Source organism: Leifsonia sp. EB34 (assembly GCF_041260585.1).
Taxonomy (GTDB): domain Bacteria; phylum Actinomycetota; class Actinomycetes; order Actinomycetales; family Microbacteriaceae; genus Leifsonia.
In genome coordinates this window covers 1,159,499-1,174,397 of sequence record NZ_JBGCCV010000001.1, presented here as the reverse complement: position 1 = coordinate 1,174,397, position 14,899 = coordinate 1,159,499, and the positions used below count along the sequence as shown (strand labels likewise).

Sequence of the window (14,899 nt, the reverse complement as noted above, 5' to 3'; positions counted from 1 at the left end):
ACCGCGCTAATGTCGAACCGACATTTCTGGGCCAACCGCCCGAATTGAAGTTGCTGCAGGGCCGGTGGTAGTGGGATCGGGTGAGGCCGCACGTCGCAGCTCTTGAGCGGCAGCAGCCCTCGACTTTTCGAGCGTCTCCTCGATGGGTCGCCGTTGCATCATTTGCACAAGCTCTGCGCGCGCAGAGTGCCTCGTGGGGGATACCAAGACGACGTCGTTGCGCTTGCGCCCTCGGGTTAGGCCCACATAGAGGCCGGCCGCGTCGACGCCAGGGCCAACGAGTGATCTGTCGGTAGTCTCCCCCTGCACGCCATAAACCGTCGATGCATAACCCAAGTGGATGTGGTCCTTGGCGTATGAAGTGCTGACCCTCCTGAGGTCCGACGTATCGCCCGCGGCCGCAAGAATGACGTGAGTGTCCGTGATTTTGCGCACCGTCCAGGACTGGCGATTATTGACGTCGGCGCTCGAATCGTTGCGTCGTGTCTGCACGATGTCACCGATTCCAATCATTTGTCCGGCTTGTCCTACGAACTGTCGTCTCATCGAAACTTGGCCCGTTTTGAGTCGGCGGCCTTGGATAGCCTCACTAATGGCCTGCGATTCAGCGTGGGTTGCGGTAACGAGCGCGATCGTCTCGCCCTGCCGAGAGGCTTCGAACCACGCATCCACCATCGCGGCGCTCGCTGCTGCATCACTGTCAGCTAGAACTACATGCCCTGTGTCGATCAATTCATCCGCAATGGCCTTCAAGTCTTCTGAGCTGTCTGGATCCCGGAGCCGCAAGCTTAAATGAGCCCACTGGGGATCGCGGAAGCGATGAATGGTGGTGAGTTCAACACGGCGCGTTGCGCGTCTCCAAAACAACGCCATTGCGCCGGAATGTCCCACCGGGAGGGCCTGCCGTTGGTCCCCGACCATCGCAATCCCTGCTCCAATGCGCCCGATAACTTCCAGGAGCGCGTTGGCAGCTTCGAGTTCGAGCATCCCTGCTTCGTCGACAACGACTCGATCGCCCGCACGAATTAGTCGTTTGGGTCCCCGATAAATAAGCCCTGATTCCCCATCCATGTCTCCTGGATTTAGCTTGATCCAGTCAACGCTGCCCGCGTCATTTTGCCTCCATCGCCACCCGTAGTCATACAAGAGTTGATGAAGGGAGGACGAGGCGCTGTTAGCCTCTCTGCCTGCAACGGTGGACGCCTTCTTTGTGGGCGCCACGATTATGAGATTTCGACCGCTCTGCCGGAGCGCAGCGCTCGCGACCTTCAGCATGGTGGTTTTCCCTGCTCCGGCCGCGCCGCTCACGCAAACGATTCCCGCGCCTCCGGCGAGTGATGACGCGCCAGCGAGCTGCTCGCTGTTCAGTTCTCTCTCCGGTTCAACCAGTGAGGCAATCGCGACGACCTCGTTCCGCGCTCTATCCTCCCCGTCGAAAGCGAGCGCCTCGATTCTGTGGGCGACGGTTGTCTTCAGTGCTGCGGTGGACGTTGCCATTCGGTGTTTGATGTGGTGGGGAAGATCGGCCTCTTCAAGCAGTGTGACGGTATGTGATTGCGCCGCGAGGATGGAGATCGCCTCGACGGCTGAATCGAGTTCCGCCCGTCCGGCTCGAACTCCGGTTCCTGCGAGTGCACGGATCGCTCCGGCCCGTACGTCCATATCGCTGAAGCGTCCACCTGTGCTCGTCGACCGTGCGTCGGCATCCACGATCGCCTTTGCCGCCAGCAGCTCGATGTCCAGACCTTCTAGAGCCACCGAGGGCAACGCGATCTCGCTTCGCGGCAGCCCGAGGTTCGGATCAGCGCGCAGGAGCTCGGCTATGACAACGGATGCCCACTCGTCCCCGTTTAGATGCCCAGGCTTGTTGGGCCGGCCGGCCGCCCACGCCCACTGATCGATCTGAGTAAGAACTGTTGAGGAGGGCTGTTCATTCGGGTGCTGCTCCTTCCACTCACGAAGGTGCGCCGCCCTATTCGACTCGATCTGCGCGGAGCGCTTCGAGAGTGGCCGCACCAGATGCTGCAGTTGCGCGATCTCGCCGTCCGAGTTCAGCGTGAAACCCTTGGCAGTCAGCGCGGCGATCCAAGCTGGGTCGGTCCTAGAGGCGAGATCGCCTTCGGCGTTCACGACGTTCTGGAACCGGAGCGCGACGCGAGTGTCGACGTTGGACCACTTTCCATCGAGTCCTTGAACCTTGACGTTCAGCCACAGGTGGCGGTGCTTGTGCGGGTCCAGCGAGCGCGACCGCTCGTGGCGCAGCTCGACAACTTCGATCCGAGCCAGGTCCTCCCGGACGGCACCCTGCTTCCCACGGCGCGCGTTGAGCTCGGTCTGCCAGAGCTTGATGATTCGATCCCGCAACCGGTCCTGCAGGTCGTCGTACGCGGCCGCCAATTCCGGGTCGAGCATTGCAGCGATCGAGAACGACTTCGGGGCGTTGATCGTCGCATCCAGGATCAGATCCGCGACCGGCGCCTCCAGATCGCGGCCACGCCGCTCGCCGGTCAGCGGGTCGACACCGTCGACCCAATCCTTCAGCTGGGAACGGGTGAGAAGGTCGTCGCGGATGGCGCCGTTCTCGACGATGTACCGGGTCATCACCGCGTCCGCGTACCCGGCCGCGGCTAGCACCCCGGCCGCGGTCTTGGCCGTCAAGGTCGCATCGCAGACGCCGCCGAAAGCGTAGTGCACGGCCTGCTTGACCCCTTGGGCTGCTTGCCCGCGCTTCCAGCGCGCCACTCCACCTCTCACACTTAGAACTTCCGGTTGCGCGCTCATTTCGGCGCGCATTGCGCGCGCACATCTCGAAGAGTGCCTACGTGCATTAGCTCCTTCTCTCTTGGATTAGCTCCTTCTCTCTTGGTTCTTTCCTCCTTCGATCTGGTGTTCCCCTCCTTCTTCGGTCACTTATCATCGGCCTTGTTTGGTTCGGGAGGTTGGTCTTTATGGCTAGACGTTTCCCTCGGGAGTTCCGTGTTCGCGCGATCGAGTTAGTCCGGATCAGCGATCGCCCGTTGTCGCAGGTCGCCCGCGAGCTCGGTATCTCGAACTCTGCGTTGTATCGGTGGGTGGCGGAGGACGACTTCGCCAAAGCCGAGGCGGAGAAAGCCGCCGGAGTGGTCCCGGTCCTGGACGCGGATGAGCAGGCCGAGTTGGTCCGGTTGCGTCGGGAGGTGCGCCGCCTGGAGACGGAGAACGAAATCCTGAAACGCGCGGCAGCGTATTTCGCGAAGGAGAACGTGCTCCCAAAACATCTTTCCGACTGATCGAGCAACTGACGGCTGAGAACCCGAAACGGTTCAAGGTCGCGACGGTCAGCCGGCTGTTGGGAGTCTCCCGCTCCGGCTACTACACCTGGGCGAAGCACCACATCAGCGTCCGCAAAGCCCGGGACGAGGAGATCGCCGCGGTGATCGCCCGGCTCCGATCGGAGAAGGGGGCGTTCTTCCACACCTACGGGTCGCCGCGGATGCACGCCGAACTGCGGATGGGACACGGCTTTGCCATCGGCCGGAAACGAGTGGAGCGGATCATGCGCGAGCGCGGCTGGGCCGGCGCCGTCAAACGCAAGTTCCGGTTCCGCGCCAACCCGGCCACCAGCGAGGACAAGGTGAACCGGAACTTCCACGTTCCCGGCCCGAACCGGCTCTGGCTGGGCGATATCACCGAGCACCACACTGCCGAGGGCAAGGTCTACTGCGCCGTCGTCCTGGACGCCTATTCACGGTTGGCGATCGGTTGGTCGATCGGATCCCGGATGACCGCAGACCTCGTCGTCGACGCTCTTCAGATGGCCCGCTGGCGGCGGTTCGGGGTCCGCGGGGCGATCATGCACTCCGACCACGGTTCCCAATACACCTCCTGGGCCTTCACCTCCCGCGTCCACGAAGCCGGCCTGATCGCCTCCATGGGATCGGTCGGCGACTGCTACGACAACGCGATGATGGAATCTTTCTGGTCCGGCATGCAGATCGAACTCCTCGACAGCCAACCCTGGGCCACCAGACGGCAGTTGGGGACGGCGATGTTCTCCTGGATCGAAGCCTGGTACAACCCCCGCCGCCGACACTCCTCGCTGGGCTACCACTCCCCGGCGGACTACGAGAAAATCGTCCCGACGACAGTCACCCTGGCTGCCTGAAACGACACATCAAACTGTCCGAGGACCCGGGGGAAGATCAAATATTCGCCGATGCCAGACTCTGAAGAGACCCGGACCGATTCGGGTCGGGGTCTCTTCTGTTCGTGGGGCTATTCGCGGAGCTCGATGATCTCCGCGATGGCGTGAGCTGTCTTGAGTACGCGTGCCGCGGTGTCTCGAATTACCGTGATGTCTTCGCGGGCCCACCCGGTGATGTAACCGATGCTGTAGGCGCTGGTGTCGAATCCGCTCAGGCCCGCGACGATGAAAGCGACCGATTCGGCTTCGACTTCCATCCGGCCGCGGTGAGCGCGGTACTCGTGGATGTCGTCAATGTGGTGCAACTCGATGTGCGCGGTCTCGTGAAGGAGCGTCTTCGCGGCCTGCTCAGGGGTGATGTTTTCCGCCAAGGTCACCCGGTGGGACTCAGGCTCGGTGTACCCAAGGGCGCTGCCAATCTCTCCGCGGCGGATACTCCATCCGTGCCTCTCCAGATGCTCGGCGAGGGGTGCGATGACACCGTGGTCGTCGTCGCCGACCAGTCGCCGAGTCGGATCCTCGGGCAGCGGCTCGGCCCCTTCGATCGGGTCCGTTTGCGCAATGTCGAAGACCGACAGTATCGGGAAGTATCGAATTAAGCGCTTGCCGTCTTCGGTCGCTTCATCCGAGTCGTTGGCTCGTTCGGTTTTCATCTCGCGGTACCCGAAGATCTTGATCGACTTCTCACCTTTGCGTACCTGCCGTCCTTTGGCCTGCCATTGCCGGAACCCGGCGACCATCGTCGCGTCCGGGTTCTGCGACAGGATCAGGAACAGGTTGTTCAGGCTGTAGTTGTGGAAGGAGCGGGCGAACTCCAGGAACGCCCGCCACTGTCCGCTGTCGGCGAGCTGCTGGACCTGCTCCACGATCGACGCATGCAGTGCCATCGCCTCGTGCTGTCGTTGCTCCGCACTCCGAGTGATTGACTGTCCGCGCATGATCTCGACCCCTCTCATCGTTCTTCTTGCCGTTCCGGCACAGAGATCGAGAGCGGGCGGAGGTAGCGCAGTGCCCGGAGGAAGCGGTTGCTAAGCGCAGGGAGCGCAGCGAGTGGAGTCTGCAAAAAGCGACTGGAGGGAACGGAGCTGGTGGAGCTCGCTATGATCGGCTGCCGGATCGGAAAGGAGGCGTAGCAACGCAGTACGCCCAGGGCGTTCGAACTCCGACTCGCGGGCGAGCGAGGTGGCCGGACGTGCGGTTCCGGCGTTCGCTCCGGTCGCGATCTGCGTGGGTGAGCTCGGCGCGGGTCGTCGCCCAATCATTTCAGGATCGCTTCGTGCCGGTGGAGCAGCGTGCCTCGAAGTCGGACTTGTCTGAGCGTCGCTGGAGCCCTCGCAGGCCAGACCCCTACGAGCGACTCCTGCACGGACCCGTTGCAATAGGCCCCGTCAGTAGCGCGAATTGTGCCGCTGGCGTCAGTGGGTCTGAGCACAGTCAGCCCATGTCATTTCGATTGTCCTGGCTGGTCGCAGTGCTGGAAGTACACCTTCCGTAGTGCTTCGGTTACGCGCCACACAGTACGGTCGCCGGCGTGCAGATGCACGATATCGCCAACAGCGATCTCGAGGCGCTCGCCGCGGTCGGTGAACTCGATAGTTGCCCTACCCGACAACACAATGACCTCTTCACTCTCGACATCTGTCGATCCTCCAGCCGGCGCAGTCCTTGGTGAACGGAACGCCTTCGGCAGGTTGCTCCCGTGGGTCTTCCTTCCGCTTCGGCAGCTGATCGTAGGAGCTCCAAGAGTGATCGCAACAGGCGCGGTCGCTGCCGGACGTGGGTTTGCGGGGTGCGCCAGCAACCGAGGGGTTGGGTGTCGTAGATCCGCCGTTACTTACCGTCGATTGTCACCACTTGCCTCTGCGGCGCTGATGTGTCAGCATTGAGACAAATTGATACCGGTACCAATTTGGATCGGTGGAGGGAGACAGATGCTGGGCTTCAACGAAGAGGAATTCCTGGAGCAGGTGCGCAGCACCGTCGCGCTCCGACCGCAGATCGAGGCGCTCGCCGAGCGTGTAGCGGCTGGGCGCTGGAAGAACATCTACTTCATCGGTGCGGGCGGCACGTACGCCGCCGCGCTCCCGTACGAGCGGTTCTTCCAGACGAGATCCAGCTTCCCGGTGCGCGCTGTCATCGGCAAGGAGTTCGCTCTCGCTCCGGACCCGCAGTTCGGTCCCGACTCGGTCGCGATCTTCGCCTCCGTCTCCGGCACCACCGAGGACATCCTCGACTGCGTCGAGTTCGCCCGGGAGAAGGGGGCGCTCACGGTGGGGTTCACCGGTCAGGCGGACAGCCCGATCGCCTCCGCTGTCGACGAGGTGCTGCTCTCGGCGCCCAAGGCCTGGCCGTTCGACGTGCAGTTCCTCACCTTCGGCGCCAAGCTCCTCTCGCTGCGCGGCGAGTTCGACGGCTACGACCGCCTCGTGACGGATCTCGAAGCCATCCCGGATGCGCTGGTCGCGGTGACGAAGCAGGCCGACGAGGTGGGGAAGGCGTTCGCCGAGAAGCACGCCGAGACTGACTACCACTTCCTGACCGGATCCGGCCAGCTCTGGGGCTTCACCTACCTGTACTCGATGTGCATCCTCGAGGAGATGCAGTGGCTCACCACCACGCGCGTGCACGCGGCCGAGTTCTTCCATGGCTCGCTCGAGCTCATCGAGAAGGACACCAGCGTCATCGTGTTCGCGGGCGAGGACGAGACCCGACCACTCACCGACCGCGTGATCTCCTTCGCGCGGGAGTACAGCGACGACGTCACCGTCATCGACACCAAGGACTATGAGCTTCCGGGTGTGAGCGACGAGTTCCGCGGCCTGCTCGCGCCGATGGTCGCCGACGCGGTCGTCGACCGGTTCAGCAAGCATCTCGCACAGGTGCGTGACCACTCGCTCGACCTGCGTCGCTACTACCGCGTCGTGGCGTACTGAGGCTCGGGTGAGCACCGTGCGTGTCCTCGGTCTCGGGGACAACATCGTCGACCGGTTCGTCGACCGCGGCATCGAGTACCCGGGAGGGAACGCCGTCAACGTGGCGGTATTCGCCCGGAAGCTCGGCGCCGAGGCGGCGTACCTGGGGGTGTTCGGAGACGATGAGCACGGCCGCTTCGTCCGTGACGCCATCGAGGACTGCGGGGTCGAGACCTCGCGGTCCTCGGTGCGCCCCGGACCCAACGGCCTGACCGAGATCGAGACGGTCGACGGCGAGCGTCGATTCCTCGGCTGGAATCAGGGTGGGGTGACGATCAGCGACCCGCTCGTCCTCGGGGAGGATGACGTGCGCTACGCGGCTGGCTTCGACCTCATCCATTCGAGCGCGTATTCCGGCGTGATCGCGGAGCTGCCGAAGCTTGCGCGAACCCGGTCGTTGCGCTCGTACGACTTCTCGTCCGAGTCGGAGTACCGGACCGCCGAGTATCTCGACCGGGTCGGGCCGTGGATCGACCTCGCCCTCGTCTCCCTCGGCTCGCTGGCGCGCGCGGAGACGTGGGCGGAGTTGCGCCGTGTCGCGTCACACGGGCCTTCGCTGGTGCTCGGAACGCAGGGAGCGGGAGGCGCCGTGCTGTTCGACGGCGCGGCGTACTACTACTCGGACGCCGAGCCGGTACCCGGCCCGTTCGTGGACACTATGGGGTGCGGTGACGCCTATGTGAGTGCGTTCATGGTTGAATTGCTCCGGTCCGGGTGGCGCAGGAATGCGCGACCCGGCGGGGCGGCGCTGCACCGTTCCATGCGGCGGGCCGCGCAGTTCGCTGCGTGGCAATGCACCGTCGACGGGGCCTTCGGGCACGGTCGGCCGATCGACGGAGCGGCGGACGTGGCCGGCGCGATGATCCGGTCGGCTGGAGACGCCGGGTAAGGGCGCGAGCTGCCCCGGAACAGAAAGGGGTGGCGATGTCCACGGAGCACGAGCGGACGCCGTCCCCGACGATCTCGGAGGTGGCGGCGGCCGCCGGCGTCGGCCGCGCGACCGTCGCTCGCACGCTGGGGGGCTACGGCTCGGTGAGCCCGAAGACGCGCGACCGGATCCTGGCCGCGGCGAGAGAGCTCGGGTACCGGCCGAACTCGATCGCACGCAGCATGACGACGGGGGAGACCCGCATCTTGGGCGTCGTGCTCGCCGATGTCGGCAACCCGTTCTTCGCCGGTGTGCTGCGCGGTATCTCGGACGCTGCGCGCACTGCCGACTACGACGTGATCGTGCTGAGCACGGATGAGAGGCTGCAGCGGGAGGCGGCCGCGATCGACGTGCTGGTCGACAAGCAGGTCGACGGGATAATACTGGCCCCGGCGGCCGGGCGGCGCGATCCCCTCCCGCACCTGGACATCGTCACGAAGCGCGAGATCCCCCTCGTGCTGCTCGACCGGCTGGTCGAGACCGTGGAGGCGGATGCCGTCGTAATCAACAACCGGGAGGCGTCGCGCGCGGCGGTCACCTCGCTCATCGAAAACGGGCACCGCCGGATCGCGTTCGTCTGGGGTCCTGTGACGAACGAGCCGGCCGCCGACGCGGACGATCTGCGCCGGATCATCGACCACGCGCTGTGGTCGGATGGCGAGCGTCTTCTCGGTTACCTCGACGCGCTCGAACTCGCGGGCATCCCGTTCGACACCGGGCTGGTCACGCACGTGATCAAGAACGAGCCGCAGGCGACGCGGGCCGTGCTCGGGATGCTGTCGCTCTCCGACCCGCCGACGGCGATCTTCGCGACCGAGACGGACGCGCTCACCGGCTCGCTGCGCGCAATCCGTCAGCGCGGGCTGCGCTGCCCGGAGGACGTGTCCCTGATCGGGTTCGACGACAGTTCCTGGGCGAGCGTCATGACGCCCCCGATGTCGGTCGTCGCGCAGCCGATGCACCAGCTCGGCGAGCTGACGGCCGAATGCCTCCTCGGCCGTATCGCCGGAAACGACGCTCCGTTCGCGACCCATGTGCTGCAGGCGTCGTTCGTCGAGCGCGAGAGCGTCGCGCACGTCTGACGACCGCCTCGTTGGATCGCTCGGCGCTCTGCTCTGCTCCATCAATCTTGAGCAGTATTGATACCGGTACCAAAATCCCGTATAGTCATCGCAACCAACCGATCCAATGACGGGTTTGGCGGAATCCCGCACCCCGAAGACGGGAGACCAGCGTGAAGAAGATCAAGACCATCACGGCAGCGGCGGCCGGCGCGCTCGCACTCGCGTTGACCGCGTGCTCCGCCGGCGGCACCGGTTCCGCCGACATCTCGGCCAAGCCGGACTACTCCGGGAGCCTCAGCATCCTCACCGCAGGAGCGGGCGACCCGATGAGCTCGTACTTCGAGAACCTCGTGACGGACTACAAGAAGCTCCACCCGAACGTGAAGATCACGCTCGCGCAGGAGACCGACGACAACGCGATCAAGGACAAGGAGAAGGTCCTGATCGGCTCGCAGTCGCTGCCGGACGTCTACTTCAGCTACGCCGGCAACTGGGGCGAGAACTTCGCGCAGAACGGCTTGGCCGCCGACCTCAGCTCGGTGATCGCTCCGGGGACCACGTGGGGGGACACCTTCGGCGAGGGCTCGCTGAACGCCTTCAAGTACGACGGCAAATTCTACGGTGTCCCGCTCTACGTCGACGCCAAGTTCATGGGCTACAACAAGAAGATCTTCTCCGACCTCGGGATCTCGGTTCCGAAGACCCTGTCGGAACTCGTCTCCGATTGCTCGACGATCAAGGCGGCGGGATACACGCCCATCGCGTTCGGCAACAAGGACGGCTGGCCGGGCCTCCACTATCTCGGGCAGCTTTTCGCCTACGACGTGCCGCAGAAGGCCCTGGAGGCCGATCTGCTGCCCAAGACCGCAAAGTACACCGACCCCGGCTACGTGGAGGGCATGAAGCAATTCCAGCAGCTCGTGACCGCATGCACCGGCGACGGCACCAACTCGAACGGTGTCACCTACACCACGGCCCAGCAGCAGCAGGCCACGGGCAAAGCTGCGATGTACTACCAGGAGCTCATCGAGTTTGACTCGGTGGTCACGAAGGACAGCCAGCTCGCTAAGGACGGCTTCGGCATCTTCCCCCTCCCGGCCGCCAAGGGCTCCGCGGGCGACACGTCCACGCTGGAGGCGGCGCCCGAGGGGTACATGATCAACAAGAAGAGCAAGAACGCGGCCCTCGCGCTCGACTTCCTAAAGTTCGCCACCGACAAGAAGAACGCGACCACGCTATCAGCGGCACCCTACGGCCAGCCGAGCGCAGTCAAGGGCGTCGTGACCGGCCAGATCGCGTCGGCTCCGGTCACCGAGGGCACAGCGCTCGTCGGCGACGCGAAGTCGACGGTCGTCTGGCTCGACATGGCCAACGTGCCGAGCGTCGGAGACGCGTGGGTCGCGGCCTCCGAAGGACTGGTCTCCGGCAGCCTCAGCCCCGAGGATGCGCTCAAGAGCGTGCGTCAGGCGTCCGAGAAGGCGAAATGACGACGACGCAGGCCCCTCAGGCCGCCGTGCGGCCGCGCATCGAGCGCGGCCGCCCGGCGCCGGTCCCCGGAGACGTCGCCCCGCGCTCCGCTCGGCGCGGGCCCGCACGCTGGCGAGGACTGATCTGGCTGGTGCCCGCGCTCGCCGTCCTCGCGGTGTTCGTGTACTGGCCGCTGATCCAGAACATCGTCTTCAGCTTCCTGAAGTGGAACATCTACAGCGGGGAGCAGACATTCGTCGGTGTGGACAATTACGTGAATCTCGCACAGGACCCGGTCTTCTGGCGGGCGCTCGGCAACAACGTGTGGTACTCCGTGCTCTCGATCGTCTTCCAGGTCTTCGGCGCGCTCGTGCTCGCCGCAATCGTGGAGAGCGTGCGCAGCGACCGCTGGCGCAAAGCCTTCCGGGCGATCTACTTCATCCCGTCGGCGATCTCGCTAACCGTCGCAGGCCTCCTGTTCTATTTCATCTACCAGCCGCAGACCGGCATGCTGAACGTCTTCCTCGACAACCTCGGGCTGGGCCAGCTCTCCCAGGCGTGGCTGGGGCACGAGGGGACGGCGATCTTCGCCGTCATCGCGATGAGCCAGTGGCAGGGCTTCGGCTACAGCGTGCTGCTGTTCTCCGTGGCGCTGCAGCGCATCCCCAACGAGCTTTACGAGGCTGCCAACCTCGACGGCGTCGGGCCGCTCCGGCGCTTCTTCCAGGTCTCGCTTCCGCTGGTTCGTGAGATGACCGGCCTGATGATGATCGTTACGATCTCGGGTGCGTTCCAGGTCTTCAATGAGGTCATGGTGATGACGAGCGGCGGACCGAACAACTCCAGTCAAGTGCTCGGGACGTGGCTCTACCACGCCGGCTTCGTCACCAACGACTTCGGATCGGCGGCCGCGATCGGAGTCGCCATCTTCGTCATCACGCTGCTGCTCGCCGCCGCGCAGCTCGCCTACTCACGCACGAGGAGAGTGGAATGGTAGCCCTCGCACGGTTCGGCCGCGGCGTCCGCGTCGTCGCGATGTGGGCGCTGCTCGTCGCCCTCGCCGTCGTCGTCCTCTACCCGCTGCTGTGGATGGTGACCAATGCGCTCAAGACGAACTCCGAGCTGTTCGGCGACCCGTTCGCCCTGCCGAGCCGGTGGCTGTGGGAGAACTTCCTGAAGGCGTGGAACCAGGGTGTCGGCGACTTCGTCCTCACCAGTGTGACGTTGACGGCGCTGGCGACGCTTATCACCGAGCTGATCAGCGCGTGGGCGGCCTACGGACTGACGCGGGTGAACATCCCGCTCAATCGCACGTTCACGATCGTCGTGCTCGCGGGACTCATGCTGGCGCCGACGGTCGCGCTCATCCCGCTGGTGAAGCTGTTCCAGGCGTGGGGACTGTACGACTCGTTCTTCGGGCTGTTGATCCTGTACACGGCCTTCCGAATCCCGTTCACTGTGTTCCTGATCCGCGCGTACATGCTCGATCTGCCGCGCGAGGTGGATGAGGCGGCCTCGATCGACGGCGCGTCGCGAGCGGCGACGTTCTGGCGGATCATCCTGCCGATGAGTATGCCGATCATCGCGACCACGATCGTCCTCAACGTGCTGCAGAACTGGAACGAGTACCTCTTCGCCATGGTCTTCACGAGCGGCACCGGCGTGGAGACGCTCCCCGTCGGCCTCGCCGACATGATGTCGAAGAACGGCACGCAGTACCCGGTCGTCTTCGCCGGGATGGTGCTGGCAGCGCTGCCGATGGTCATCCTGTTCTTCGTGTGCCAACGCTACTTCGTGCGCGGCCTCGCCGGCGGCGTGGGCAAGTAGGCGGTGCGGGCCTACCTCGAGCTTGTCCGCCTCCCCGGCGTTCTGCGGATCACCGTCTCGCAGCTCGTCGCCCGCTTTCCGCTGGGCATGCTGTCGCTGGCCGTGCTACTGCACGTGCGGGCTGTGACAGGCTCATACGCGCTGGCGGGGCTCGTGGTCGCCTGCGTCAGTGCGGGCGAGGCGGTGGTGATGCCGCTGGTCAGCCGGTCGGTGGGGCTGCTCGGCCTTCGTGGGCCGATCCTCGTCGCGGCACTGCTCAACGCCGCGGGGATGCTGACGCTCGCCTTCGGGCCGCGCGAGCCGATCCTGCTCGCCGCGCTCGGCTTCGTCATCGGGGCCTCTGTGCCGCCGCTCATGCCCGTGGTGCGCGCCCTGTACCCGCGGCTGGTGCCGCGCCGGGTCGTCCCCGCCCTGTTCGCTTTGGACACGTCGGCGCAGGAGTTGATCTGGATCGCCGGCCCGGTGGCGGCCACGCTGCTCTCGGCGACGGTCTCGACCCGCGCGCCGTTCGTGCTGGCCTCGGCGGTCACCGTGTCCGGGGTCGCGGGATTCCTGCTCGCGCCGCACATCAGCGGCGTGCGACTGCCGCGCAGCACGATGCGTCCTGGCTCGGTGCTGCTGACGCGCGCAGTCCGTCTGGCCGGTGCGGCGAGCTTCGCCCTGATCGCATCGTTCGCGGCGCTCGAGCTCGGCCTCGTGGCGCGGTTCGCGGGTGAGGGCATGCTCGCGGGTGCCGCCATCGCGGTGTCGAGTCTCGGCTCGCTCGTCGGCGGTGTCGCGTTCGGCCACCGCAGGATCGGTCGGAAGCGTCTGGCCGCCGTGCTCGGGATGGTCGCGCTGGCGACCGCGGCCTCTGCGGTCGTGCCGGGCCTCCCGCTGCTCTACGCGGCGCTCTTCGTCTCCGGACTGGGGTTCGCGCCATCGCTCGCCGCGCTGTACGCCCTGGTGTCGGCTGCGCTCCCGGAGTCCTCCACCCCGGAGGCGTTCGGCTGGCTCAACACCGCAGGACTGGTCGGAGGCGCAGCGGGGTCCGCGGCCGCCGGCTGGCTGGGCGACGCTACAGGAACGGCTGGGCCGTTCGTCGCGGCAGTGGCGTTCTCGGTCGTGGCGTCGCTGCTTCCGCTCACGCCGGGGCTGCGTCCGCCGGAGCCGGGCTGAGCCGACCGAAGCCTAAAATGCGACCCTGGCGCAGGTCGGCGCGTGACGCCTCCGCTCTCAGCGCCCGGTCTCGCCGACGTATGCCGGCGCCTCGCCCACGGAGCCGCGGTTCACCAGGCGAACGCCGAAGACCTGGGCGGCCTCGGCTACCGGCTGCCGGGACAGTCGCTGGAGCGCCCGGCGCGCCGCTGCCGCGCCCAGATCGTAGATCGGCTGCTCCACGACGGTCAGCGGCGGCGCGGTCACAGCCGTCCAATCCGGATTGTCGAAGGCGATCAGGGAGACGTCGTCCGGCAGGCGGAGGCCTTCCGAACGGAGGGTGGTGAAGACGGTCATCGCGATCAGGCTGTCCGAGGCGATTATCGCCGTCGCGGGGGGGTCGTCATGGACCAGTTCGCGCGTCACGGTGTCCACGCCGCGCCGGCGTGCGTCCAGGCGGATGTATCGCTCCGGAGCCTCCACTCCGGCGGCGTCGAGCGCTTGCAGGACGCCGTCGATGCGGTCTGCGATCGTGGACATGGTGATCGTGTCGCCTCTGGTGTAGGCGGGGTCCGGGTGCTCATGGGTTGTGATGAAGGCGATCCGGCGATGGCCGTTGCGGAGGAGCTCCTCGGTCGCGGCCACCGCGGCGGAGCGGTTGTCGACGGTGACCGAGTCATAGCTCTCGCCGTTGGCGCGGCGGTCGAGCAGCACGAGCGGTCGGCCGGCGCGGGTGACGCTGGCAAGATGCTCGACGCGTGCAGACGAGGCTGGGGCGACGATCAGCGCGTCGACTTGGTTGTCCAGGAGGACCTCCACCGCGGCTTCCTCCGCATCGACCATCTCGTCCGAGTTGATGAGGATGACGGAATACCCCGCGGCGCTGGCGACATCGGAGATCCCTCGCATCGCCACGGCGAAGAACGGGTTCTCGATGTCGCCCACCACGACTCCGATGGTGTTCGAACGGCCGGTGTTCATCGACTTCGCGAGGGCGTTTGGGCGATAGGCGAGCTGTTCGGCCGCGGCCAGGACGCGGTCGCGGACGGCTTCGCTGACCTGGCCGTATTCGCCCAGCACTCGCGCGGCCGTCGCCTTCGAGACGTTGGCGACCCGGGCGATGTCCGCGACGGTCGCCGCACGTCTGGCCGGGTGCTGGGGGCTCATCTCTGCCGCCTTTCGTTCGTTCATCTCACCGTAGGTCCCCCTGTTGACGAACCGGTGAAGCGTCGTGTAGTGTCCCAGAAAACCGACTGAGACCGGTCTCAGCATATTCAACTGAGACCGGTCTCTGCAACTCAGATCGACGAGGATCGCCCCG

Annotated in this window: 13 protein-coding genes; 9 read left to right on the top strand and 4 right to left on the bottom strand. The window is 65.6% G+C overall.

The genetic code is table 11. The features are described 5' to 3' along the window. Nucleotides 1-6: 6 nt before the first annotated feature. Nucleotides 7-2,742: an AAA family ATPase gene (locus ABIA36_RS05515; RefSeq protein ID WP_369961273.1), complete on the bottom strand. Its 2,736-nt coding sequence runs from the start codon at nt 2,740-2,742 to the stop codon at nt 7-9. Between the two features lie 206 nt (nt 2,743-2,948). Between ABIA36_RS05515 and ABIA36_RS05510 the strand changes: the two genes are divergently transcribed. Next, nucleotides 2,949-3,269, top strand: coding sequence for a transposase (locus tag ABIA36_RS05510; RefSeq protein WP_369961272.1), 321 nt, complete (start codon nt 2,949-2,951; stop codon nt 3,267-3,269). After that, nucleotides 3,266-4,144 (top strand): IS3 family transposase, encoded by an 879-nt coding sequence (locus tag ABIA36_RS05505; RefSeq protein WP_369962081.1) that lies wholly within the window; start codon nt 3,266-3,268, stop codon nt 4,142-4,144. Before ABIA36_RS05510 ends, ABIA36_RS05505 begins: the two co-directional genes overlap by 4 nt. Before the next feature lie 110 nt (nt 4,145-4,254). Here the strand turns inward: ABIA36_RS05505 and ABIA36_RS05500 are convergent, their stop codons facing one another. Together ABIA36_RS05500 and ABIA36_RS05495 are read right to left on the bottom strand one after the other, a co-directional pair. Next, nucleotides 4,255-5,139: an ArdC-like ssDNA-binding domain-containing protein gene (locus tag ABIA36_RS05500; protein WP_369961271.1), complete on the bottom strand. Its 885-nt coding sequence runs from the start codon at nt 5,137-5,139 to the stop codon at nt 4,255-4,257. A 488-nt stretch (nt 5,140-5,627) separates the two neighbouring features. Beyond that, nucleotides 5,628-5,984, bottom strand: a complete 357-nt coding sequence (locus ABIA36_RS05495) for a cupin domain-containing protein (protein WP_369961269.1) — start codon at nt 5,982-5,984, stop codon at nt 5,628-5,630. Between the two features lie 130 nt (nt 5,985-6,114). Here ABIA36_RS05495 and ABIA36_RS05490 point away from each other — a divergent pair, with 130 nt between their 5' ends. The 7 genes from ABIA36_RS05490 (at nt 6,115) to ABIA36_RS05460 (ending at nt 13,599) form a co-directional block, all read left to right on the top strand. Further along, nucleotides 6,115-7,116, top strand: a complete 1,002-nt coding sequence (locus tag ABIA36_RS05490) for an SIS domain-containing protein (protein WP_369961268.1) — start codon at nt 6,115-6,117, stop codon at nt 7,114-7,116. 7 nt (nt 7,117-7,123) lie between these two features. Continuing rightward, nucleotides 7,124-8,044 carry a PfkB family carbohydrate kinase gene (locus tag ABIA36_RS05485; protein ID WP_369961267.1) on the top strand — a complete coding sequence of 307 codons (921 nt, stop codon included), beginning with the start codon at nt 7,124-7,126 and terminating at the stop codon, nt 8,042-8,044. A gap of 35 nt (nt 8,045-8,079) precedes the next feature. After that, nucleotides 8,080-9,165 (top strand): LacI family DNA-binding transcriptional regulator, encoded by a 1,086-nt coding sequence (locus tag ABIA36_RS05480; RefSeq protein WP_369961266.1) that lies wholly within the window; start codon nt 8,080-8,082, stop codon nt 9,163-9,165. A gap of 152 nt (nt 9,166-9,317) precedes the next feature. After that, entirely contained in the window at nt 9,318-10,634 is a 1,317-nt protein-coding gene (locus ABIA36_RS05475; protein ID WP_369961265.1) for an ABC transporter substrate-binding protein, read from the top strand. Then, nucleotides 10,631-11,611, top strand: coding sequence for a carbohydrate ABC transporter permease (locus ABIA36_RS05470; protein ID WP_369961264.1), 981 nt, complete (start codon nt 10,631-10,633; stop codon nt 11,609-11,611). Before ABIA36_RS05475 ends, ABIA36_RS05470 begins: the two co-directional genes overlap by 4 nt. Continuing rightward, a complete protein-coding gene (locus ABIA36_RS05465; RefSeq protein WP_369961263.1) occupies nt 11,605-12,441 on the top strand; it encodes a carbohydrate ABC transporter permease in 837 nt (278 codons plus the stop codon). Before ABIA36_RS05470 ends, ABIA36_RS05465 begins: the two co-directional genes overlap by 7 nt. 3 nt (nt 12,442-12,444) lie before the next feature. After that, nucleotides 12,445-13,599, top strand: a complete 1,155-nt coding sequence (locus ABIA36_RS05460; protein ID WP_369961262.1) for an MFS transporter — start codon at nt 12,445-12,447, stop codon at nt 13,597-13,599. A gap of 57 nt (nt 13,600-13,656) precedes the next feature. On the opposite strand, the gene ABIA36_RS05455 is transcribed toward ABIA36_RS05460, so the two are convergent. Beyond that, nucleotides 13,657-14,745 (bottom strand): LacI family DNA-binding transcriptional regulator, encoded by a 1,089-nt coding sequence (locus tag ABIA36_RS05455; protein WP_369961261.1) that lies wholly within the window; start codon nt 14,743-14,745, stop codon nt 13,657-13,659. Nucleotides 14,746-14,899 lie beyond the last annotated feature (154 nt).

Bases quoted from the DNA above. Each gene is read 5' to 3' on its own strand.
- ABIA36_RS05465 (WP_369961263.1), top strand. From the start codon at position 11,605: ATGGTAGCCCTCGCACGGTTCGGCCGCGGCGTCCGCGTCGTCGCGATG.
- ABIA36_RS05490 (WP_369961268.1), top strand. From the start codon at position 6,115: ATGCTGGGCTTCAACGAAGAGGAATTCCTGGAGCAGGTGCGCAGCACC.
- ABIA36_RS05455 (WP_369961261.1), bottom strand. From the start codon at position 14,745: ATGAGCCCCCAGCACCCGGCCAGACGTGCGGCGACCGTCGCGGACATC.
- ABIA36_RS05510 (WP_369961272.1), top strand. From the start codon at position 2,949: ATGGCTAGACGTTTCCCTCGGGAGTTCCGTGTTCGCGCGATCGAGTTA.
- ABIA36_RS05480 (WP_369961266.1), top strand. From the start codon at position 8,080: ATGTCCACGGAGCACGAGCGGACGCCGTCCCCGACGATCTCGGAGGTG.
- ABIA36_RS05500 (WP_369961271.1), bottom strand. From the start codon at position 5,139: ATGAGAGGGGTCGAGATCATGCGCGGACAGTCAATCACTCGGAGTGCG.
- ABIA36_RS05470 (WP_369961264.1), top strand. From the start codon at position 10,631: ATGACGACGACGCAGGCCCCTCAGGCCGCCGTGCGGCCGCGCATCGAG.